This is a genomic window from Tepidamorphus sp. 3E244 (assembly GCF_046159835.1).
In the GTDB taxonomy this organism is placed as follows: Bacteria; Pseudomonadota; Alphaproteobacteria; order Rhizobiales; family Tepidamorphaceae; genus JACKJK01.
On the sequence record NZ_JBJXCY010000001.1, the window covers coordinates 1,460,259 to 1,481,821 of the forward strand.

At 63.2% G+C, this 21,563-nt stretch carries 24 protein-coding genes and 1 tRNA gene; 21 read left to right on the forward strand and 4 right to left on the reverse strand.

Annotation, left to right across the window (positions count from 1 at the left end):
• Nucleotides 1-52 precede the first annotated feature (52 nt).
• Nucleotides 53-550, forward strand: coding sequence for a single-stranded DNA-binding protein (locus ACKTEK_RS06870; RefSeq protein WP_409164490.1), 498 nt, complete (start codon nucleotides 53-55; stop codon nucleotides 548-550).
• Nucleotides 551-571: 21 nt separating this feature from the next.
• Here ACKTEK_RS06870 and ACKTEK_RS06875 read toward each other — a convergent pair whose 3' ends face one another.
• Both ACKTEK_RS06875 and ACKTEK_RS06880 read right to left on the reverse strand, forming a co-directional pair.
• Nucleotides 572-1,537: a cation diffusion facilitator family transporter gene (locus ACKTEK_RS06875; protein WP_409164491.1), complete on the reverse strand. Its 966-nt coding sequence runs from the start codon at nucleotides 1,535-1,537 to the stop codon at nucleotides 572-574.
• An 8-nt stretch (nucleotides 1,538-1,545) separates the two neighbouring features.
• Entirely contained in the window at nucleotides 1,546-2,190 is a 645-nt protein-coding gene (locus tag ACKTEK_RS06880) for a MarC family protein (protein ID WP_409164492.1), read from the reverse strand.
• A 310-nt stretch (nucleotides 2,191-2,500) separates the two neighbouring features.
• Here ACKTEK_RS06880 and gyrA point away from each other — a divergent pair, with 310 nt between their 5' ends.
• From gyrA to ACKTEK_RS06930, 10 genes are all read left to right on the forward strand, one after another.
• Nucleotides 2,501-5,251, forward strand: a complete 2,751-nt coding sequence (gene gyrA / locus ACKTEK_RS06885) for a DNA gyrase subunit A (RefSeq protein WP_409164904.1) — start codon at nucleotides 2,501-2,503, stop codon at nucleotides 5,249-5,251.
• Nucleotides 5,252-5,299: 48 nt separating this feature from the next.
• Nucleotides 5,300-5,929: a LysE family translocator gene (locus ACKTEK_RS06890; protein WP_409164493.1), complete on the forward strand. Its 630-nt coding sequence runs from the start codon at nucleotides 5,300-5,302 to the stop codon at nucleotides 5,927-5,929.
• 13 nt (nucleotides 5,930-5,942) lie between these two features.
• The gene (coaD, locus tag ACKTEK_RS06895) at nucleotides 5,943-6,446 is read left to right on the forward strand and encodes a pantetheine-phosphate adenylyltransferase (RefSeq protein WP_409164494.1); all 504 of its coding nucleotides are present in this window, start codon (nucleotides 5,943-5,945) and stop codon (nucleotides 6,444-6,446) included.
• A gap of 24 nt (nucleotides 6,447-6,470) precedes the next feature.
• On the forward strand, nucleotides 6,471-7,004 hold the full coding sequence (locus ACKTEK_RS06900) for a peptidylprolyl isomerase (protein WP_409164495.1): 534 nt from the start codon (nucleotides 6,471-6,473) through the stop codon (nucleotides 7,002-7,004).
• A gap of 53 nt (nucleotides 7,005-7,057) precedes the next feature.
• A complete protein-coding gene (locus ACKTEK_RS06905) occupies nucleotides 7,058-7,531 on the forward strand; it encodes a peptidylprolyl isomerase (protein WP_409164496.1) in 474 nt (157 codons plus the stop codon).
• Between the two features lie 33 nt (nucleotides 7,532-7,564).
• Nucleotides 7,565-8,641, forward strand: coding sequence for a tRNA preQ1(34) S-adenosylmethionine ribosyltransferase-isomerase QueA (queA, locus tag ACKTEK_RS06910; RefSeq protein ID WP_409164497.1), 1,077 nt, complete (start codon nucleotides 7,565-7,567; stop codon nucleotides 8,639-8,641).
• Nucleotides 8,638-9,768 (forward strand): tRNA guanosine(34) transglycosylase Tgt, encoded by a 1,131-nt coding sequence (gene tgt / locus ACKTEK_RS06915; protein ID WP_409164498.1) that lies wholly within the window; start codon nucleotides 8,638-8,640, stop codon nucleotides 9,766-9,768. The genes queA and tgt overlap by 4 nt, the downstream gene beginning before the upstream one ends.
• Nucleotides 9,769-9,970: 202 nt before the next feature.
• Entirely contained in the window at nucleotides 9,971-10,264 is a 294-nt protein-coding gene (locus ACKTEK_RS06920) for a (2Fe-2S)-binding protein (protein ID WP_409164499.1), read from the forward strand.
• Between the two features lie 27 nt (nucleotides 10,265-10,291).
• On the forward strand, nucleotides 10,292-10,777 hold the full coding sequence (bfr, locus tag ACKTEK_RS06925; protein WP_409164500.1) for a bacterioferritin: 486 nt from the start codon (nucleotides 10,292-10,294) through the stop codon (nucleotides 10,775-10,777).
• Between the two features lie 124 nt (nucleotides 10,778-10,901).
• A tRNA-Lys gene (locus ACKTEK_RS06930) sits at nucleotides 10,902-10,977 on the forward strand.
• Nucleotides 10,978-11,058: 81 nt separating this feature from the next.
• On the opposite strand, the gene ACKTEK_RS06935 is transcribed toward ACKTEK_RS06930, so the two are convergent.
• Nucleotides 11,059-11,760, reverse strand: coding sequence for a GntR family transcriptional regulator (locus tag ACKTEK_RS06935; protein WP_409164501.1), 702 nt, complete (start codon nucleotides 11,758-11,760; stop codon nucleotides 11,059-11,061).
• 268 nt (nucleotides 11,761-12,028) lie between these two features.
• On the opposite strand from ACKTEK_RS06935, the gene ACKTEK_RS06940 reads away from it, so the two are divergent.
• From ACKTEK_RS06940 to ACKTEK_RS06980, 9 genes are all read left to right on the forward strand, one after another.
• Complete coding sequence (locus ACKTEK_RS06940; protein ID WP_409164502.1) at nucleotides 12,029-12,763, forward strand: dienelactone hydrolase family protein; 735 nt, start codon at nucleotides 12,029-12,031, stop codon at nucleotides 12,761-12,763.
• A gap of 20 nt (nucleotides 12,764-12,783) precedes the next feature.
• Complete coding sequence (locus ACKTEK_RS06945) at nucleotides 12,784-13,578, forward strand: SDR family NAD(P)-dependent oxidoreductase (RefSeq protein WP_409164503.1); 795 nt, start codon at nucleotides 12,784-12,786, stop codon at nucleotides 13,576-13,578.
• An 11-nt stretch (nucleotides 13,579-13,589) separates the two neighbouring features.
• The gene (locus ACKTEK_RS06950; protein ID WP_409164504.1) at nucleotides 13,590-14,381 is read left to right on the forward strand and encodes an SDR family NAD(P)-dependent oxidoreductase; all 792 of its coding nucleotides are present in this window, start codon (nucleotides 13,590-13,592) and stop codon (nucleotides 14,379-14,381) included.
• Nucleotides 14,382-14,390: 9 nt separating this feature from the next.
• Entirely contained in the window at nucleotides 14,391-15,176 is a 786-nt protein-coding gene (locus ACKTEK_RS06955) for an SDR family NAD(P)-dependent oxidoreductase (protein ID WP_409164505.1), read from the forward strand.
• Between the two features lie 17 nt (nucleotides 15,177-15,193).
• A complete protein-coding gene (locus ACKTEK_RS06960; protein WP_409164506.1) occupies nucleotides 15,194-15,964 on the forward strand; it encodes an ABC transporter ATP-binding protein in 771 nt (256 codons plus the stop codon).
• Complete coding sequence (locus ACKTEK_RS06965; RefSeq protein WP_409164507.1) at nucleotides 15,961-16,800, forward strand: ABC transporter permease; 840 nt, start codon at nucleotides 15,961-15,963, stop codon at nucleotides 16,798-16,800. The genes ACKTEK_RS06960 and ACKTEK_RS06965 overlap by 4 nt, the downstream gene beginning before the upstream one ends.
• 69 nt (nucleotides 16,801-16,869) lie before the next feature.
• Nucleotides 16,870-17,856, forward strand: coding sequence for an ABC transporter substrate-binding protein (locus tag ACKTEK_RS06970; protein WP_409164508.1), 987 nt, complete (start codon nucleotides 16,870-16,872; stop codon nucleotides 17,854-17,856).
• A gap of 50 nt (nucleotides 17,857-17,906) precedes the next feature.
• The gene (locus ACKTEK_RS06975) at nucleotides 17,907-18,773 is read left to right on the forward strand and encodes an alpha/beta fold hydrolase (protein ID WP_409164509.1); all 867 of its coding nucleotides are present in this window, start codon (nucleotides 17,907-17,909) and stop codon (nucleotides 18,771-18,773) included.
• Entirely contained in the window at nucleotides 18,770-19,507 is a 738-nt protein-coding gene (locus ACKTEK_RS06980; protein ID WP_409164510.1) for a sulfite exporter TauE/SafE family protein, read from the forward strand. The genes ACKTEK_RS06975 and ACKTEK_RS06980 overlap by 4 nt, the downstream gene beginning before the upstream one ends.
• Nucleotides 19,508-19,515: 8 nt before the next feature.
• Here the strand turns inward: ACKTEK_RS06980 and ACKTEK_RS06985 are convergent, their stop codons facing one another.
• Nucleotides 19,516-20,475 carry a GDP-L-fucose synthase family protein gene (locus ACKTEK_RS06985; RefSeq protein ID WP_409164511.1) on the reverse strand — a complete coding sequence of 320 codons (960 nt, stop codon included), beginning with the start codon at nucleotides 20,473-20,475 and terminating at the stop codon, nucleotides 19,516-19,518.
• A 90-nt stretch (nucleotides 20,476-20,565) separates the two neighbouring features.
• On the opposite strand from ACKTEK_RS06985, the gene ACKTEK_RS06990 reads away from it, so the two are divergent.
• On the forward strand, nucleotides 20,566-21,561 hold the full coding sequence (locus tag ACKTEK_RS06990; protein WP_409164512.1) for a glycosyltransferase family 10 domain-containing protein: 996 nt from the start codon (nucleotides 20,566-20,568) through the stop codon (nucleotides 21,559-21,561).
• Nucleotides 21,562-21,563: the final 2 nt, after the last annotated feature.

The following is a 21,563-nucleotide window of genomic DNA, read 5'->3' on the forward strand; positions in this document are numbered from 1 at the left end:
GGAGACAACGCGACATCGCGACCGGAACGTAGCAGGCAAGGAGTTTGAGAACATGGCGGGTAGCGTCAACAAGGTCATCCTGATCGGAAATCTCGGGCGTGACCCGGAAATCAGGCGCACGCAGGATGGCCGGCCGATCGCCAACCTGCGAATTGCGACGTCGGAAACGTGGCGCGACAAGAATTCGGGCGAGCGGCGCGAGCGCACCGAATGGCACACCGTGGTCATCTTCAGCGAGGGCCTGTGCCGGATCGCGGAGCAGTATCTGCGCAAGGGGTCGAAGGTCTATGTCGAAGGCCAGTTGCAGACGCGCAAGTGGCAGGACCAGTCCGGCCAGGATCGCTACTCGACGGAAGTCGTGCTGCAGGGCTTCGGCGGCACGCTGACCATGCTCGACGGCCGCAATGAAGGCGGCGGCGGTGGCGGCGGTGACTACGGCGGCGGCTCCGATTTCGGCCAGTCCGGCCCGATGGGAGGGGGCGGCGGTGGTCGCGGCATGTCCGGTGGCGGTAGTGGCGGTGGCGACCTCGACGACGATATCCCGTTCTGATGCCAGCAGGGGGCAGGCCGGTCAGCCGGCCTTGCCCTCGTTTTCAAGCGCTGCTTCCTCGCCGACGATTTGCGCGTGGCGGTAGACGGATTGCGCCTCGATGAAGACCCGGCGCACCGAGGGGAACTGGTGCTTGATGGCCCGTTCCAGCGCATAGACGATCTCTTCCAGTTCGCCCGCGGCAATGTCGTCGCGGAAATCCAGGCTGATCGCCAGCAGGATGTCGTGCGGCCCGTTGTGCAGCGAGCGCAGCTCGTTGATGGATGAAATCCGGTTGCCGTGGTCGGCAATGATCTGCCGGATACCGGCAACCATTTCCACCGACGCCGATTCCCCGATAAGCAGGCTCTTGGTCTCGATGGCCAGGGCGACGGCCGTTCCCGCAAGGATCAGGCCGATCACGATGGATGCCGCGCCATCGAGCCAGATGGCACCGGTCAGTTGCGCGGCGAGAATGCCGGCAAACGCAACCACCAGCCCCAGCATGGCGGCGGTATCTTCAAACAGCACCGTGAAGACCGTCGGGTCCTTGGACTCGCGAACCGCCTGCACGATGCCGCGCGTGCCACGCTGGACGCTGAATTCCTTGAAGGCGATGTACCAGGCGACGCCCTCGAAGATCATGGCGGCAGCCAGCACGACGTAGTTGACGACCGGGCTGGTTACCGGGTGCGGGTCCTGGATCTTGTGTATGCCTTCGTAGATCGAGACGCCCGACCCGACCGCAAAGATCAGGATCGCGACGACAAAGGACCAGAAATAGAGCTCGGGTCCGTAGCCGAAGGGGTGGTTGTCGTCGGCGGGCCGGCGCGCCCGGTGCATGCCGTAGAGCAGCAGCCCCTGGTTGCCTGTGTCCACGAGGCTGTGGATGCCTTCCGACAGCATGGCCGAGGAGCCGGTGTAGAGGGCGGCTGCAAACTTCGTCACGGCGATCAGCGCGTTGCCTGCGAGCGCGGCGTAGATGACCTTCTTGGAACCCGTCGCCATTGTTCAGATCACTCCACGCCGTTCGCCGCGATGGCGAGCACGCCATCGGCCACGAATTGCACCGCGAGCGCGGCAAGGATCACGCCGAGCAGCCGCGTCAGGACGATGCGCCCGGTGATGCCGAGCAGCTTCTCGATGCGGATGGCGGCAAGGTAGAAGGTGAAGCAGATCCCCAGCACGATGGCGAGCGCCGCAAACAGCAGCCCGAGACGCAGCGGGTCACCGCCGGCCTGGCCGGACAGCAGGATGATGGCGGTGATGGCACCGGGACCCGCCATGAGCGGAACGGCAAGCGGGAACGCCGCGACGTTTTCGATATGATCCTGCGAGACGGATTGGCGCGCGGTGGATTCCTTGCGCTCCTGCCGTTTCTCGAAGACCATTTCAGCCGCCGTCCAGAACAGCAGAAGTCCGCCCGCGATGCGGAACGCGGGCAGCGAGATGCCGAGTGCGCCAAGCAGCGGCTTGCCGATCAGCATGCTGAGGACGAGGACGATCACCGCGATGAACGTAGAGCGCACGGCGACCTGCCGGCGCTGATCGCGCGTCATGCCGTCGGTGAGGCCGATGAAGATCGGGACGAGGCCCGGTGGATCGACCACGACAAAGAGAGTCACGGCGGCGCTGATGACGAATTCGAGCGGGAAATCCATGCCTCACCTCGACGATTTCAGGCAGGGCGCAGCACCCCGCCTGCACTCCAGACTTACTGTGCCGTGGCGGCAGAACGCAACCTTGGGCAAGGCGGATCGCGGCGCGCCGGGAAGAAAACTGGAAAATCATTGTTCTTATTGGGTTTTTTAAGCCCCGCAACGCTAGGCCCGGCCCCAAGGAATCGGCTATTGTGACGGCCAGTTATCACGTCGAACGGACGATCTCTTGTCAGACACCGAAAACCCAGACGGCCCGACCTCGGGTCCGCAGGACCCTTCCGACATCAAGCCGGTCTCGATTGCCGACGAAATGCGCCGGAGCTACCTCGATTACGCGATGAGCGTGATCGTCAGCCGCGCGCTTCCGGACGTGCGCGACGGGTTGAAGCCTGTCCATCGCCGCATCCTCTACTCGATGCACGAGAACGGCTACGACTGGAACAAGCCGTACCGCAAGTCGGCCCGCGTGGTCGGCGACGTCATCGGTAAGTACCACCCGCACGGCGACCAGGCCGTCTACGATGCGCTGGTGCGCATGGCGCAGGATTTCTCCATGCGCATGCCGCTAATCGACGGGCAGGGCAACTTTGGCTCCGTCGACGGCGATCCGCCCGCCGCGATGCGTTACACCGAGGTGCGGCTGGAAAAGGTCGCGCACCAGATCCTCGAGGACATCGACAAGGACACCGTCGATTTCCAGGAGAACTACGACAATTCCGAGCAGGAACCTGTCGTTCTCCCGGCGCGCTTCCCCAACCTGCTGGTCAACGGTGCCGGTGGTATCGCCGTGGGCATGGCGACCAACATTCCGCCGCACAACCTCGGCGAAGTGGTCGATGCGGTCTCCGCGATGATCGACGATCCGAGCATCGGCATCGAGGAACTGATCCAGATCGTGCCGGGGCCGGACTTCCCGACCGGCGGCATCATCCTTGGCCAGTCCGGCGCGCGCTCGGCCTACGAGACGGGCCGTGGTTCGGTCGTGATCCGCAGCCGGGTCGCCGTCGAGGAGGTCCGCAAGGAGCGCCAGGCACTCGTTGTCACCGAGATCCCCTATCAGGTGAACAAGGCGACGATGATCGAGCGCATCGCCGAACTGGTCCGCGAAAAGCGCATCGAGGGTATTTCGGACATTCGCGACGAATCCGACCGCGACGGCATGCGCGTCGTGATCGAGCTGAAGCGCGATGCGGTTCCGGACGTGATCCTCAACCAGCTGTATCGCTTCTCCTCGCTGCAGACCTCGTTCGGCTGCAACATGGTGGCGCTGAACTCCGGCAAGCCGGAACAGATGAACCTGAAGGACATGCTCCAGGCGTTCATCCAGTTCCGCGAAACGGTCATCAGCCGGCGCACCAAGTTCCTGCTGAACAAGGTGCGCGACCGCGCCCACGTGCTCGTGGGCCTCGCGATTGCTGTGGCCAATATCGACGAAGTCATCCGTCTCATTCGCGCAGCGCCGGACCCCGTGTCGGCGCGTGAAGCGCTGATGGGGCGCGATTGGCCGGCCCACGACATGGCGCCGCTGATCGCGCTGATCGACGATCCGCGCCACAAGCTGAACGAAGACGGCTCGTATCGCCTGTCCGAACAGCAGGCCCGCGCGATCCTCGAATTGCGCCTGCAGCGCCTCACCGCGCTTGGACGCGACGAAATCGCCGACGAACTGAACGAAATCGCCGGAAAGATCCGCGATTACCTCGAAATTCTCGGGTCCCGCGCCCGCATGCTCCAGATCATCAAGGACGAGATGATCGCAGTGAAGGACGAGTTCGGCACACCGCGCCGCACCGAGATCGGCGAGCATGGTCCCGACGTGGACGACGAGGACCTGATCGAGCGCCGCGACATGGCGGTGACCGTCAGCCATTCCGGGTACATCAAGCGCGTGCCGCTTTCCACGTACCGGGCGCAGCGCCGCGGCGGCAAGGGCCGGTCCGGCATGTCGACCCGTGACGAGGATTTCGTCACCCGCATCTTCGTCGCCAATACCCATACGCCGGTGCTGTTCTTCTCGTCGCGCGGCATGGTCTACAAGATGAAGGTCTGGCGATTGCCGGAAGCAGCCCCTCAGGCGCGCGGCAAGGCACTGGTCAACCTGTTGCCGCTCGACCAGGGCGAGCGCATCACCTCCATGATGCCGCTGCCCGAGGACGAGGGGCAGTGGGACAAGCTGAACGTGATGTTCGCCACGCAGGCAGGCACCGTGCGGCGGAACAAACTGTCCGACTTCGTGCAGGTCAATCGCAACGGCAAGATCGCGATGAAGCTGGAGGAGGGCGACGGGATCGTCGGCGTGCAGATCTGCACCCCCGAAGACGACGTGCTTCTCACGACCAGGCACGGCCAGTGCATCCGCTTCTCTGTCACCGACGTGCGCGTGTTCGCGGGCCGCAGTTCGACCGGCGTGCGCGGCATCTCGCTTGCCAAGGGCGACGAGACCATCGGCATGACGATCCTTCGCCACTTCGATGCCAATTCGGAGGAACGCGGCCAGTATCTGAAGCTGTCGCGGCTCATGCGCGGTGAAACCGACGAGCCGACCGGCGAAGACGAGCTTGCAGGCGGCGAACTGACCCAGGAGCGCTACGCCCAGATGGGGGCTGCGGAGCAGTTCGTGCTCACGGTCTCCGAAAACGGCTACGGCAAGCGCACCTCGTCGCACGAGTACCGGCGCACCGGGCGCGGCGGCAAGGGCATCACGGCCATCGCCACGACCGAGCGCAACGGCGAGGTTATCGCATCCTTCCCGGTGGAAGACGGCGACCAGATCATGCTGGTGACCAATGGCGGTCAGCTGATCCGCTGCCCGGTCAACGAGATCCGCATCGCCGGGCGCGCCACGCAGGGCGTGACGATCTTCAACACCGCCGAGGACGAGCAGGTCGTTTCCGTCGAGCACATCCCCGAGGAGAGCGAAGACGAGAACGCCGAGGCCGAAGTGCCGGTGGTTCCAGATGCGCCTGAAGGTAGCGCAGACGACGGTCCGGACGATGCAACGGACGCATCCGGGGACGGCCCTGACGAGGACGGCAGTGACGACGAGGGCGATGACGCGTAATCTTGCGTGTCACGCGTCACTTCGGCCGCTCGAAAACGAGGACAGTCCATGCTCATCGATCCGGCGCTTTTTGCTGCCTACGTGATTGCCTGCGCGGCAGTCGTTGTCGTTCCCGGTCCGACAGTCACGGTCATCATCGCCAACAGCCTCCGGCATGGTGCGCGCGCTGGCCTGCTGAATGTCGCGGGCACGCAGGCCGGTCTTGCGATCATGCTCGTGGTGCTGGCGCTCGGCCTTGAAACCATTGTCCAGCAACTCGGCGAGGTCTTCTTCTGGGTCAAGCTTGCGGGCGCGGCCTATCTGGTCTGGCTCGGCATCAAGCTCTGGCGGGCAGATGGTGCACTGATCGACCAGGACGGGGCACACGCCCCGGCGAAGACCAATTTCTTCCTGCAGGGTTTCATCGTCATCCTGTCGAACCCCAAGGCGCTGTTCTTCTTCGGCGCGTTCATCCCGCAGTTCATCGATCCGGCGCGCGGGTCCGCCGCGGTTCAGGCGATGGTCCTGGCTGCGACCTTCATGGTGGCGGCAACACTGCTGGATGGCGCCTACGCCGTGCTTGCCGGAAGCACCGGGAAACTCTTCACCCGCAGCCGCGTGCGCCTCGTCGAGCGCATCTCCGGCTCCTGCCTGATCGGCGGCGGCATCTGGCTGGCTCTGAGCCGCCGCCCCGCCTGACACGAGACAGACCATGACACGCACTGCCTTCTATCCGGGAAGCTTCGATCCCGTTACCAACGGCCATCTCGACGTCATCGCGCGCGCAAGTGGCTTGTGCGACCGGCTGGTCGTCGCCGTAGGCGTTCATCACGGCAAGGTGCCGGTATTTTCGTCCGACGAGCGCATCGACATGCTGAAGGAGCAGGCGACAGCGATTGCCGCCAAGGGCTGCGAGATCGAGATCGTGACCTTTGCCGGCCTCGTTGTGGATGCTGCGCGCGAACACGGCGCGACGGCAATCATTCGCGGGCTGCGCGATGCGACCGATTTCGACTACGAAATGCAGATGGTCGGCATGAATCGACAGCTTGCCGAAGATATCGACACCGTGTTCCTTCCCGCCTCGGCACATGTGCGCCATATTGCGGCCAGTCTTGTGCGCCAGATCGCCGCGATGGGCGGCGATGTGAGCCATTTCTTGCCGCCTGCCGTGGCCGAAGCGCTGGTCGCCCGGATCGGGCGCCGCGACGGCTGAGATAATCACCAACGGGAGACATTCATGCGTTCTGCCATCCACGCGCTTGCGCTCGGCCTTGCCCTGCTTATCGCGCCCACGTTCCACGCCAATGCCCAGTCCGATGACGGCGACATGCTCGTCATGGAACTCAAGAGCGGCACCGTGAAGATCGAACTGCTGCCCGACGTTGCGCCGAAGCATGTCGCGCAGATCAAGACCCTGACCAAGCAGGGTTTTTATGACGGCGTCATCTTCCACCGCGTGATCGACGGCTTCATGGCGCAGACCGGCGACCCCACTGGCACCGGCATGGGCGGGTCCGACCTGCCGGACATCCCGGCAGAGTTCTCCAAGGAGAATTTCGGCCGTGGCACCGTCGGCATGGCGCGCTCGCAAAACGTCAATTCCGCCAACAGCCAGTTCTTCATCTGCTTCAACGACTGCTCGTTCCTGAACGGCGACTACACCGTCTTCGGGCGCGTGGTCGAAGGCATGGAACACGTCGACGCGATCACCCGTGGCGAGCCGCCGCGCAACCCTGACCAGATCATTTCCATGAAGCTCGCCAGCGAGTGATCGCTGCACCTTCATGAACTTGCGCCAACTGCGCGCTCACTAAGGAGACATTCATGGCCGACATCAAGGACCCGGAAAACACGCTCGTCCTGGAGACGACCAAGGGCAACGTCATCATCGAGATGCGCCCGGACCTCGCGCCGACCCACGTCGCGCGCATCAAGGAACTCGCCCGCGACGGCTTTTATGACGGCGTGCCGTTCCACCGCGTGATCGACGGGTTCATGGCCCAGACCGGCGACCCGACGGGCACCGGCATGGGTGGCTCCGGCCAGAAGCTGCGCGCGGAATTCAGCAAGGAATCCCACCAGCGCGGCACGGCCTCCATGGCGCGCGCGCAGGACCCGAACTCCGCGGATAGCCAGTTCTTCATCTGCTTCGGTGATGCGAGCTTCCTCGACGGCCAGTACACCGTCTGGGGCAACGTGATCGACGGCATGGACAATGTCGACCAGATCAAGCGCGGCGAACCCGTCGCTGATCCCGACAAGATCGTGTCCATGAAGGTCGCTGCCGACGCAGCCTGAATGGTTGCCTGACACCAAACCCGGACCGGGCGTATGCGCGTCGAACTGTTCGATTTCGATCTGCCTGAAGAGCGGATCGCGCTGCGCCCGGCCGAACCGCGCGAAAGCGCGCGCCTGCTTCACGTGCGTCCCGGTGGCGACGCTCCACTGAGTGACCGCGTGATCGGCGATCTGCCGGACCTGCTCCGGCCCGACGATCTCCTCGTCTTCAACGACACCCGCGTTCTGCCTGCAGCGCTTGTCGGATCGCGCGTGCGTGGCGAACACGTCGCCGTCGTATCCCTGAATCTGCACAAGCGGCTGGACGGTGCGACATGGCTTGCCTTCGCGCGGCCTGCCAAGAAGATCGCGGCCGGCGACCGGCTGGAGTTCACCGCCGGGCAGGGCGGGGCGCCGCTCGGCGCGACCGTGAAAGAGCCCCTCGGCGGTGGTGAAATCCGCCTGCGCTTCGATGTTGCCGGCGATGATCTCTCACATCGGCTGAACCAGGTGGGGGCGATGCCGCTCCCGCCCTATATCGCCTCGCGCCGCAAGCCCGATGCGCAGGACCGCGACGACTACCAGACCATCTTCGCGCGCGAGGAAGGCTCCGTCGCTGCGCCAACGGCTGGGCTGCACTTCACCAAAAACCTTCTCGGCAAACTCGACGACCGCGGGATCGAGCGCGTCTTCGTGACCCTGCATGTCGGCGCAGGGACCTTCCTGCCGTTTCGCGCCGACGACACCGACGATCACGTCATGCATGCCGAGTACGGCGAGGTCAGCGACGAGGTCGCCGCGCAGATCAACGCGGCCAGGCAAGCCGGACGGCGCATCATTCCTGTCGGCACGACGGCACTGCGGCTGATCGAGGCGGCGGCAGCGGGTGGCGACGTTCAATCCTTTGCCGGCGAAACGGATATCTTCATCCAACCGGGGTACCGCTTCCGCGTCACCGACGCGCTCTTCACCAATTTCCACCTGCCGCGCTCGACGCTGTTCATGCTCGTCAGCGCGCTGGCCGGACGCGAGACCATGCTGAACGCCTATCACCACGCCATTTCCGCGCAGTACCGCTTCTATTCCTACGGCGATGCCTGCCTGATCGAAGGCAGCGGGAGCGCGCCATGACTGGCTTCTCGTTCCGCATCGACGCGCGCGAAGGTAATGCGCGCACCGGTGTCATACAGACCCGGCGCGGGCCAATTCGTACGCCGGCTTTCATGCCGGTCGGCACGGCAGGCACCGTGAAGGCGATGTTTCCCGAAACGGTGGCTGAGACCGGCGCCGATATCGTGCTGGGCAACACCTATCACCTGATGCTGCGCCCCGGGGCTGAACGGGTGGCGAGGCTCGGTGGCCTGCACAAGATGATGCGCTGGGACAAGCCGATCCTGACGGATTCCGGCGGGTTTCAGGTCATGTCGCTCGCGGGACTTCGCAAACTCGACGAGAACGGCGTGACGTTCCAGTCCCATATCGACGGCAGCAAGCACGCGCTGAGCCCTGAGCGCTCCATCGAGATCCAGGCGCTGCTGGGAGCGGACATCCAGATGCAGCTGGACGAGTGCGTCGCGCTTCCCTGTGAACATGCCGAGGCCGAGCGTGCGATGGAGCTTTCGCTGCGCTGGGCGGAACGCTCAAAGCGCGCCTTCGATGAACCCAGCGGAGCGGCGCTCTTCGGCATCGTACAGGGAGGAACGGAGCCCGATCTTCGGGCGCGCTCGGTGAAGGGACTGGCCGATATCGGCTTCCACGGATACGCCGTAGGGGGTCTGGCGGTCGGCGAGCCGCAGGACGTGATGTTCAGTGTACTGAACGATACGGTTCCGCAGCTTCCCGATGCGCACCCGCACTACCTCATGGGCGTCGGCACGCCGGACGATATTCTCGGGTCCGTGGAACGCGGCATCGACATGTTCGATTGCGTCATGCCCACACGCGCCGGGCGCCACGGGCAAGCCTATACCCGTTTCGGGCGCATCAACCTTCGCAATGCGCGCCACGCCGAAGACCCGGGCCCGCTGGACGAGGACAGCCCGTGCCCGGCTGCGCGGGACTATTCGCGCGCCTACCTGCACCACCTCGTGCGCTGCGGAGAATCGCTGGGCGGCATGCTGCTCACTTGGGTGAACGTTGCCTACTACCAGGAGTTGATGTCGGGCATCCGCGCAGCCATCGCAGCCGGCCGCTTTGCCGACTTCGCCGCCGAGACCCGTGCGGCATGGGCGCGCGGCGATATCGAAAAACTTGACTGACAGGACCAAATTTTCGAGACAATAATCTCGTAGCGCCGTTGACGGTGTTGATGACGCGCGTCCCCGGCGCCAGATACGACATGAACCGACCGATTTGCAGTCCATCCGACTTGGCAGCAGTTTTGAATTATTCTAAATTGTAAAGCAGATGATCGTTTGCAGTTGCAACATAATCTCGCGCGCCGAGATTGAGGAAACCATCATGGCGCTGCTGCAGGACGATCCTTGGCGCTTCGTGACGCCCGGGATGGTCTACCACGCTCTGAAGAAGCGCGGGCAGTGCTGCGGGTGCTTTCCCAACGTCGTGAACATCATCTCAGAGACCACCGCTGCGTATCACCGGATGCTGGATACGCCGGCGGAGAAGGTGAACGCGCACCTTCAGCGGCTTTTCGATGAGCACGAGCGGTTTGAGACCATTCGGCGCCATCGCAAGGTTGCAACCAGGATCACCGCTCCAGCCAAGGCGGAGCGTGAGAAGATCGATATTGAATAGGACAGTTTGGCCGGAAAGGAATTGCCCGTGAAACGCAGTCAGAAAGTCATCGAATGCCTCAACGAGGCGCTGAGCATGGAACTCGGCGCCGTGAACCAGTACTGGCTTCATTACCGCCTGCTGGAGGATTGGGGCTACACGAAGCTTGCTGCCAAGGAACGTGCCGAGAGCATCGAGGAGATGCACCACGCCGACAAGCTGGTCGAACGCATCATCTTCCTCGGCGGCCACCCGAACCTGCAGACGATCGCGCCGCTGCGCATCGGCCAGACCGTGAAGGAAGTGCTGGAGGCTGACCTCGCCGGCGAGGAAGATGCCTGGGCCGCCTACACGAAGTCCCGCGACGTCTGCGAGGCCGAGGGCGACTACGTCTCCAAGAACCTGTTCGAAGAGCTGATTGCCGACGAGGAAGGCCATATCGACTTCATCGAAACGCAGCTGGAACTGATGGGCCAGATCGGCGAGGCCAACTACGGCCAAATCAACGCGACCGACGCCAACGGCGCTGAATAAGCCCCCGGCAGACGACAAAATTCATCGCGCGCCACGCTCCGTTAAGAGTGTCGCGGCGCGCCTGGTCTTTAGGGGTTGCAGGGCTGCGCCTGCCTGCCTATACCCACACGCGTCCGCTTCGCGGGAGCCCTTAGCTCAGTTGGTAGAGCAACTGACTTTTAATCAGTAGGTCCACGGTTCGAGCCCGTGAGGGCTCACCACTTTTCCCGAAGCAAATCCCCGGGGATTATCCACTGATTTGAGAAGCATTGCGCTTCGTGGATTGATCCGAGACTAGCCCGTCAGGCCTCTTCGCGCTTGAACGCGGAGTCGGGCAGGGACAGCACCCAGTCAGCAAGTTCGCGGAGGTGATCCTGCATCGCTTCTTCCGCGCGCTTGGGATCGCCGTCGAGAATGGCATCGGCAATCAGCGCGTGGTCGTGTTCGGACTGGTCGATATTGGTGTCTTCCATCAGCCGTCCGACCTGCACCATCATGATGGGCAGCTGCAGCTTGTCGATGGCGTCCTTCAGCAGCAGGTTGCCGCCGACATTGACGATGGTGCGGTGAAACAGCCGATTGTGCTCGATGAATACGTCCCACGCCAGGCGCTGGTCGCGGGGGCGGACGGTTTCCCACATGGCCTCGAAGACAGAGCGGTTCTTGTCGACGCCGATGCGCTGGGCGGCGAGCTTGGCAGCCAGTCCTTCCAGCACTTCACGGATTTCGAACAGGTCGCGGGTCTGGCGGCGTGACAGGCGGCGAACCGTGACACCCTTGTTGGGGACGAGATCGACCAGTCCGTCGGATGCCATGAGCCGAAAAGCTTCGCGAACGGAGCCGCGGCTGATTCCCATTTCCTCGGTGAGCTCGCGTGCGACCAAGCGCTGACCGGGCGCGAACCGGCCATGCAGAATTCCCTCGAGCAGGTGCTGGACGACGAAATCCACAGTCTCACCGCGCTTCTGGTCTGAATTTCTTTCACGGACCAGCTCAACCGACATCCGTCGTCATCCCTCCTGAAATAACCGCAGTCGTTGCGGCAAGTTACCGTGCTGCAGCATGGATACGCAGCAAGTATCGCCCTGGGTCATATAGCACCGAAGTGCGCGGATTATCACACCGTCAAATCTCTACGACCTGCATTATGCGTTGACAGTGAATGTTTGTCGAATATGATTGTCGGACAATCGTGACGGACAGACCGTTCTGAACCGTCCACAAAACCGGACTGCTCGCAAAAAGAGGCAGCCGGTCATGGGAGGAAACGACGTGCCGACATCCGTTGGCAGTAATCCGCCGCGCTTGCGCGAAGGGCGGACCTTGCAGCTTCGTGCCGGAGACGGCCATGCGCTCGACGCGTGGTGCACCGGCCCGGAAGGTGAGGCGCGCTGGGGCGCGGTCGTCCTCCAGGAAATATTCGGCGTCAACGCCCACATCCGCGAAACCTGTGAACGCTACGCCGCGCTGGGCGCTTATGCCCTCGCGCCGGCCCTGTTTGATCGTGCGCAGCGCGGCACCGAACTCGACTACACAGCTGACGGCGTCGATACCGGGCGCAAGCTGCGCGAGCAGATCGACTGGGATGCCGCGGTCGCCGACGTTCAGGCCGCCGTGGATGAAGCGTCCAGGGCCGGGCCGGTCTGCGTCATCGGCTACTGCTGGGGCGGCACGCTCGCGTTCCTTGCAGCCGCCCGCTTCAACAACGTCGCCTGCGCCATCAGCTACTACGGCGGGCAGACGGTTCCCTTCGCCGACGAGAATATCCAGGTGCCGGTCATCATGCATTTCGGCAGCGAGGACCCGCGCATTCCCGAGCGCGATCGCAAGATCATCCTCGACGGCAATCCAGACATCGAAGCCCACGTCTACCCATGTGACCACGGCTTCAATTGCGACCACCGCAAGGAATTCGACGCGCCGAGCGCGGCCCTCGCGATGGAGCGCAATCTCGCATTTCTCTCCGCGCATATCGGCGCGGAGCGGATCTATCATCCCGAAACTTGAGGAAGAACGGAGTTCTCGAAATGGATCTTGGCATCAAGGATCGCGTTGCGATCGTGACAGGCGGCAGCCGCGGTATCGGACGGGAAACCGCCCGCGAATTCCTCGAAGCAGGCGTCAAGGTGATGACGTGCTCGCGCCACGGTGACGATGCCGCGAAATCGGCAAAGCAGCTGGCCGAGCAGACGGGGGGCGAAATTCACTCCGTCGAGGCCGACACCAGCACCCAGGAAGGCGTCGACACGGTTATGAAGGCGACGATGGACACCTATGGGACCGTCGATATCCTCTTCAACAATGCCGGCACCATGTATTCCGGCCGCTTTGCCGCCCTGACCGACGAAGGCTTGCAGGAACAGCTCGACACCAAGCTCTTCGGCTTCATGCGGATGATGCGCGCCGTCTTCCCGGTGATGAAGGAGAAGCAGTGGGGCCGCATTGTCAGCGCCATCGGCGGCGCGGGCAAGGAGCCGGATCCGTATATGTTCGGCTCAGGCATGACCAACAGTGCGCTGCTCAACCTGACGAAATCTCTCTCCACGGAATTTGCGCCGCACAACGTCCTGGTCAACGCGATCTGCCCCGGCTGGGTGAAGACAGCGCTGTGGGAACGCAATCTCGGCAATCTCCAGGAAGAACTTGGCGTCGACAACGCCGAGGAGGCCACGCGCCTCGCACAGAAGAAGAACGCGCTGGGCCGCTTCGGCCGCCCGGAAGAGCTGGCAAACGCCGTCGCCTTCCTGTGCTCGGAGCGGGCTAGTTATATCACCGGCGTCTCCCTGAACTGCGACGGCGGCCGCCTCAAGGGTCTGTGGTAGGAGCCTGAACCATGGACCTTGGCCTGACGGGAAAGGTTGCCATCGTCACTGGCGGATCGCGGGGCATTGGCCTAGCGACTGCCAGTCGGCTGGCGGGTGAAGGTGCCTCGGTCACGATCTGTGGCCGGGACGCCGATGCCCTCGATGCGGCGTGCGAACAGCTTGGGCTGCGCGGCTGCCCCGTGCTTCCCTTCAAGGCCGATATGGCCGACGCGAGGGACAGGCAGGAGCTGGTCGACGCGGTGCTCGCCGAATACGGACGCATCGATATTCTCGTCAACAATGCCGGGACCCATGTGCGCGCGAACCTCGACGACATGACCGAGGACCAGTTGCAGCATCATCTCGACGTGAAGCTGTTCGGGTCGCTTGGCATGATCCGGGCGGTGCTTCCGGCCATGCGCAATCAGGGCGGCGGGGCCATCGTCAACGTGGTGGGGCAGGCAGCGCGCCACCCGCACCCGGACCGGCTGCCCTCCGGCATCACCAATGCGGCGGTCATGGCCATGTCCAAGTCGGTTGCCGACGGGGTCGCACGCGACAACATCCGCGTGAACACGGTCTGCCCGCAATACATCGCCACCGAACTGGTGGACTCGATCATCGAGAACGAAATGAAGAAGCGCGGCGTGTCGCGCGAAGTCGCGGCAAGTGGCTTCACGCGGGCCAACCCGATGGGCCGGCTCGGCACCCCGGAGGAGATCGCCGATGCGGTCGCATTCCTGGTGTCGGATTGCGCCGGATATGTCGCCGGGTCCTCAGTTTCTGTGGATGGCGGATATCACCGCTATGTCTTCGGTTAGGAGCACGACGTGGAACTGAACCTCGAAGACAAGGTTGCAATCGTCACCGGTGCCGGCAGCGGCATCGGCCGGGCCATCGCCATGCGCCTGGCAGGCGAGGGCGCTCGCCTGATGATCTGCGGCCGCGACGAATCCAAGCTGACCGAGACCGCCGCGGCAATTGCCGCTGGCGACCGCGTCAGCCAGTGCGTGGCGGATGTCGACACACCTGCCGACATTGTTCGGCTCGTCACCGAGACAGCGGAAACTTTCGGGCAACTCGACATTGTCGTCAGCAACGCGGGCACGCACCTGCGCGGACGCATCGAGGATGTGAAGGCGGACGATGTCGCCGCGCATTTCCGAACCAAGGTTCTCGGTCCGTGGGAGCTGATGAAGGCCAGCGTGCCGCACATGCGCAAGGCCGGCGGTGGCCGGTTCATTCTCATAATAGGGCAGGCGGGCAAGGTGCCCGGCGCCAATGTTCCCGGCTCCGCGGTGGTGAATGCCGCGCAGCACGCTCTGGTGAAGTCCGCCTCTGACGATTTCGGACGCGATGGCGTCCTCGTCAATGCGGTCTGCCCGAGCCGGATCGAAAGCCCGCTCTCGCGGTCCATCGACATCGACGAGGAACAGTTCCTCGGGCGCAGCCTGGAACAGCAGGAGAGCGGTTGGGGCAAGACCGTGCCGCTCGGGCGCTGGGGTGTTGCCGACGATATCGCCAACGCCGTCGCATTCGTTGCGTCTGGTCGGGCAAGTTTCATGAATGGTGCCAATATCGACGTCGATGGTGGCCACCAGCGGATGATTTTCTGAAGGGACGGACGGACCGGATGATTGAACTGCAGAACATCAGCAAGACTTTCCGCAAGGGCTCGGAAGAGGTTCACGCGGTCGAACGGGTAAACCTGTCCGTTGATCCGCATTCCATCGTCGCGCTCATCGGGCCGTCGGGCTGCGGAAAGTCGACCTTGCTGAACATGATCGCCGGGCTTTATCCGCCGACCAAAGGCAAGGTTTTCTACGACGGGCAGCACGTCACGGGCGTCAACACGCACGCCGGGTACATGACGCAGAAGGACAACCTTCTGCCGTGGCGAACCGTTATCGACAACGTGGCCCTGCCACTGGAAATTGCCGGCGTTTCCGAAGAGGAACGCTACGAGAAGACACGCAAGATGCTGGCGGAAGTCAGCCTCGACGGGTTCGAGGACAAGTTCTCAAGTGAGCTGTCAGGTGGCATGCGAAAGCGCGCGTGTCTGGCCCGCATGTTGCTGTACGAACCGCAGGCGCTGCTGCTGGACGAGCCCTTCGCCGCGCTGGACGCGCAGCTGCGGCTCGCGATGCACGACTTGCTGCTGCAACTGTGGACGCAAAACCGGCAAACCATCCTGCTTGTCACCCACGACCTCGTGGAAGCCGTGACGCTTGCCGACCGGATTGTCGTGTTCTCCAAGCGTCCGGCGTCGATCACCTACGACGAGACTGTCGACATTCCCCGACCCAGGGACGTGCGTGAAGTGCGATTCACCGAGAGATTTCGCGAAATCTACAACTCGGTCTGGGAGCACCTCAAGGACCAGTACGACGAGGAGCGGATATGAGTCAGGACGATATCGGCGCCACAGGCATGGAAGACGTTGGAGAAAATGCGAGCGATGGAAGCTCGTGGTTCGACAATGTCAGTCGTCCGGTGATGCTGCTCATGCAGGCACTCGTCGGCGTGCTCATCATGCTTGCGTGGTACGCAAGTTCGGGAACGCTGGTTGACAGCTTCATGATCTCCGACCCAGTCGCCGTGGCGCGACGCACTTACGGTTGGTTCGCCTCCGGCGAAATCTACAAGCACATGTGGGCGACGATCTACGCCACCCTCATCGGCTTCGCGATCGGGTCCATAGCCGGGATCGTCGGCGGTGTCTTGCTTGGGCTGTCACCATTCTTGAGCCGGCTTCTCAACCCGTATATCTGGGCCTTCAATGCGCTACCGAAGGTCGCACTCGCGCCGCTGTTCATCCTGTGGTTCGGGCTTGGCATCGAATCCAAGATCGCACTTGCAGCGGTGCTGGTGGTCTTCATCGTCTTCGTGAACACCTTTGCGGGCGTTCGCGAAGTCGACCGCGACCTCGTCGACAGCCTCAAGCTGATGAAGGCCAGCCGTGCGCAGTTGCTCACCAAGGTTGTGCTGCCATCGGCGACATCGTGGATCTTCGTCGGCCTGAAAACCGCTGTTCCCTACGCGGTCATCGGCACGATCATCGGCGAGCTCATCGCGGCCAACAGGGGCCTCGGTTATCTCGTTCAGAAGGCCGGCAGTGAATTCGATACCGCCGGCGTTTTCGCCGCGCTCTTTGTCATCGCGATCATCGCGGTGGTCATCAACGAACTAGTTGGACTTCTCCAGACTCGTCTCGAGAGCTGGAAAGTTGTCGGAAGGTAAGGCCGCAAGAAGCCACGCCCCGATGCATCGGCAGCAATGTCTGCCAAACCGGAGGAAAGGAAGTTTGCAATGAAACGCCTCATCCAGGCTGCAGCAGGGGTGCTCGCGCTCCTCTGCCTGCAAGTACCAGCATCCGCCCAGAAGAACCTCGAAATCGCGGTTGCCGGCCACGGCTATTTCGTCGGCCCGCTCTACGTGGCGGTGCGTGACGGGATCTTCGAGAAGAAGGGTTACAACGCCAACGTCACCTACACGAAGGGTGGCGCGCTGGCTTTCCAGGCCTGTTTCACCAAGCAGGCCGATGTCTGCGTCACGAGCTTCGAGCACGTGCTTACCGCCGCCGCACAGGGTCGCCAACTGGTTGCCATCTTCGCGATCTCCAACCGCCCGCTGAACAATGTCGTCGCCGACAACGAGCTTGTCGAAGCCGGCAAGGGCAAGACGCTGGAAGAACGCATCCAGCTTCTCAAGGGCAAGCGCGTGGGCACCCCGTCGGCCGGTGGGTCCGGTGAAAAGATGCTCACCGTTCTCGCACGCCAGTACGGGCTGGAACTGCCCGGCGATATTGAACTGGTCTATCTCGGCGGCGCGGCGTCAGCCTATGTCGGCGCGATGCAGAACGACCTGATCGATGCCGGCATGCCGTTCGAGCCTGCAGGCGTCCTGATCGAGGAAAAGGGCCTTGGCGGCACGCTGGTCAACATGATGGATGGTGAAGTTGAAGCCTTCAACGACATCATCTTCATGACGGTCGTCGCCCATCCCGATGTCATCGCCGAGAACCCGGACATGCTGAAGGATGTCGGTGCGGCCTTCGCGGAAGCCCAGACTGTGCTGCTTGATGCCGAGCGCGGCCCGGCCATCATGAATGCCGAGTTCAACAACCTGACGCCGGAAGCCAACCAGGCCGCCTACAACAAGGTGAAGGCGATCTGGAGCCCGACCGGCCGCATGAGCGCGGAAGGTGCCAAGAAGGTGCACGATTACCTTCAGCCGGAAGGCACGGCAGAGATCGACTTCGAGTCCACCTTCACGAACGAGTTCATCCCGGAATGACCACGTCGATGGACGTCACATCAAACGATCACTGGGCCCGAAAGGGCCCAGTGTCCCTCTACATGCGCAACAAGTTCGTGCCCGAGTTGAAGGACACGAGCAGCAAACGTCCGCCCGTCATTCTCGTGCACGGTTCGTCGCTGTCGGCGACACCCAGCTTCGACATGCAGATCGACGGCTTGCCGGACTACTCCTTCATGGACTGGCTCGCGCGAAAGGGCTGGGACGTGTGGACGCTGGACCACGAAAGCTACGGACAGTCCACGAAAACCGATTCCAATTCTGACGTCGCCTGCGGCGTCGAGGATCTCAAGGAAGCCACCAAGGTCATTGCCGAGGTCACTGGCAAGTTGCAGTTCCACCTCTACGGCCTTTCGTCCGGCGCATTGCGGGCCACATCCTTCGCGCAAGCCCAGCCCGATCAGGTCGTTCGCCTCGCACTCGATGCCTTCGTGTGGACAGGCGAGGGGTCACCGACACTCACCAAGCGCCGCGAGGGCGTCGAGCAGTACAAGGCCAGCCCGCGACGGCAGATCGACGAGGCGATGATCGCCAGCATCTTCACCCGCGACGAACCAGGCACCAGCGACCCGCGCCTGATCGATGCCTGCGCGAAGATGCAGCTGTCCTACGCCGACTTCGTTCCGACCGGCACCTATCTCGACATGACGACCAGGCTGCCGCTCGTTCAGCCCGAGAACATCACCGCGCCGGTGCTTGTCGTGCGTGGTGAGCATGACGGGATCGCCACCATGGCGGACCTGCTGGCTTTCTTCGAAAAGCTGCCCAATGGCGACCGGCAATTCAGCGTACTGGCCGGTCTGGCCCACTGCACGCCGCTGGGACTGCGCCGCCATGTGCTGTGGCAGACGGTCGAGGATTTCCTGCGCGTTGGCGAGGCGGAGCAGGGCGCTTGAACACAGAGGTCCTTGCGCTGATCTTCCTCAGCATTGGCGCAGGGGCAATCTGCAAGGGCATCACCGGCATGGGGCTGCCGCTGATTGCGATTCCGTTGATGGCAAACTTCATCGACGTGCCGCAGGCCATCGCGATCACCATCGTTCCCTCCATTGTCTCCAACGGCTGGCAGGCAATCAGCTACCGGGCCGAGCGCGGCCACGTCGATTTCCTGCCGCGCATGCTCGTCGCCAGCGCAATCGGCGTCGGCATCGGCACGCTGTTCCTGAAATCCGCCCCCGGCGAGGTCACGTTTCGCGTGCTTGGCGTGATGATGCTGGCCTTCGTTGTGTTGCGGCTGCTGCGCCCGCAATTTGTGCTGGACATGGACCGCGCCCGGACGCTGTCGGCACCCGCCTTCCTGGCAGCCGGCGTGCTGCAAGGGGCTGTCGGCGTGGCCGCGCCCATCGTGGTGACGTTCCTGAACGCGATCCGGTTCGACCGGCCGCTCTACATTTTCACGATCTCGACGGTCTACTGCTTCCTGGCGACCGTACACATGGTCAGCTACGCGGCAGCCGGGCTGATCACGCCGGTCAATTTCGCCGAGAGCGTGTTCGCGCTCTTGCCGGTGGCGATCTTCATGCCGGTGGGTGCGTGGATCGGGCGGCGTTTCGACTCGAAGATGTTCGACCGGGCCGTTCTTGTCGTCATATTGCTGATGGCGATCCGGTTCCTGACCGTGACGCCCTGATCGTTCGTTCAACGCGCGTTCGCACGAAACGTCTGGTCGGCGTATCGCGCGACAAAGTCCGCGTAGGCGAGCTTCAACCCGTCCTTCAGCCGCGTCGTCGGCCGCCAGCCAAGCTGCGTCATGCGGCTTGAGTCCACCAGCTTGCGCGGCGGCCCGTCCGGGCGTTCGGTGTCGAGTTCGATCGAACCCTCGAAACCAACGACCTGCGCCACGAGTTTCGCGAAGTCCAACACCGTCACGTCCTCGCCGTACCCGATATTGAGGATTTCGCTGTCGTCGTAATTCCTCATCGCGAAGAGACAAGCTTCGGCAAGGTCATCGACGTAGAGGAACTCGCGGCGCGGCGTCCCGCTGCCCCAGACGATGACGCTCCGCGCCTCCGAAACCTTCGCCTCGTGGAACCGGCGCAGCAGCGCGCCGACGAGATGGCTGTGCTCGGGGTGATAGTTGTCGCCCGGCCCGTAGAGGTTCGTCGGCATGACCGAGATGAAGCTGCAGCCATACTGGTCGCGATAGGCCTGGCACATCTTCACGGCCGCGATCTTGGCAATCGCGTAGGGCTCGTTGGTTGGGTCGAGTGGGCCTGTCAGCAATGCAGATTCCGGCATGGGCTGTGGCGCCAGGCGTGGGTAGATGCAGGTCGAGCCAAGGTTGAGAAGCTTTTCGACGCCGCTCTCCCAGGCTGCGTGAATGACGTTGCCGACGATCATCAGGTTGTCGCGGATGAACTCCGCGCGCAGCGTGTTGTTGGCCGCGATTCCGCCGACCTTGCCGGCCGCGAGAAACACGGCATCCGGCTGTTCGCGGGCGAAGAAGCCCTCCACATGGTCCTGCCGCGTCAGGTCGACCTGCGCGCGCGTCGCCGTCACCAGGGTGCAGTTTTCGCGCTGCAGCCGGCGCAGCAAGGCCGAACCGACCATCCCCGTATGCCCGCAGACATAGACCCGTTTGCCAGCCAGTTCGTACATTGTCGGCCACCCCGAACTATCGACCCCGCCCGCTTCATGGACTAACACGAGACCTGCAACAAGGTCGCGTATGCCGGAGGCACGCCTGCAATGCCATCGAAACCGAAATTGTCGGTCAGCTTCCACAATTTCTGGCCGGGGTTCGGGGCGCATAATTTCGCCATCACGCGGGCCCTGCAGGATGACTATGACGTGTCGATCGTCGCCGCGGGCCGCGACCTGCAGATTTCCAGTTGTTTCGGGGATGACGGGCTGCCGACACCGCGATCCAGTCGGCCCTTGCGCATCTGGTGGACCGGCGAGGCGCGCGATCCCCAGAGCCAGATCTTCGACCTGTTCTTCGGCTTTCGGCCCGACATGCCTCTGATGCGCGACCGCTGGCATCGCTTTCCTCTCTGGGTGAACGACATCGACTGGTGGGACGAGAGCAGCCCGCACCACGTCTCGCAGCTGACGACCAACCGCGTGATCCCGAAAGACCCGGACCGCTTCTGCAGCTTCGTCTACTCCAACGATACCTCCGTGCGTTCGGAATTCTTCCTGCGGCTGGATGCAGCGCATCGCGTCGACAGCTATGGACGCATCCTAAACAACAGGGGCGAGAATCCGAAGGACACGAAGGAGAAGGTGCGCCTTCTTGCGCACCACAGGCTGGGCATCGCGTTCGAAAACCAGATCGCACCCGGCTACGTGACCGAAAAGCTGCTCCATGTCCTGCAAAGCGGATCGGTGCCGGTCTACTGGGGCGCGCGGGAGGCATTCAGCGACTTCAATCCGGAGGCGTTCATTGACGCGACGGCCTTCGACACCCTGCAGGACCTTGTCGATCACCTGATCCGTTTGGACGATTCAGCTGATGGCCTTGACCAGTTTCGACAGGCGACGCCGTTTCGCGACGACCGCATTCCCTATGAACACACGATGCGGTTCTTCCTCGACAGGGTGAACGACGCGCTGTCCGGGCCGCCCGATCCACTGACGCTTGATGCGCTGCGCGGACGCTGGCACCCGCGCGTACCACGCCCGGGGCTGAAGATGGAGCGCAAGTTCCGGCGGTTTCGAGACCGGTTGCTTGGGCGGACTTGAAG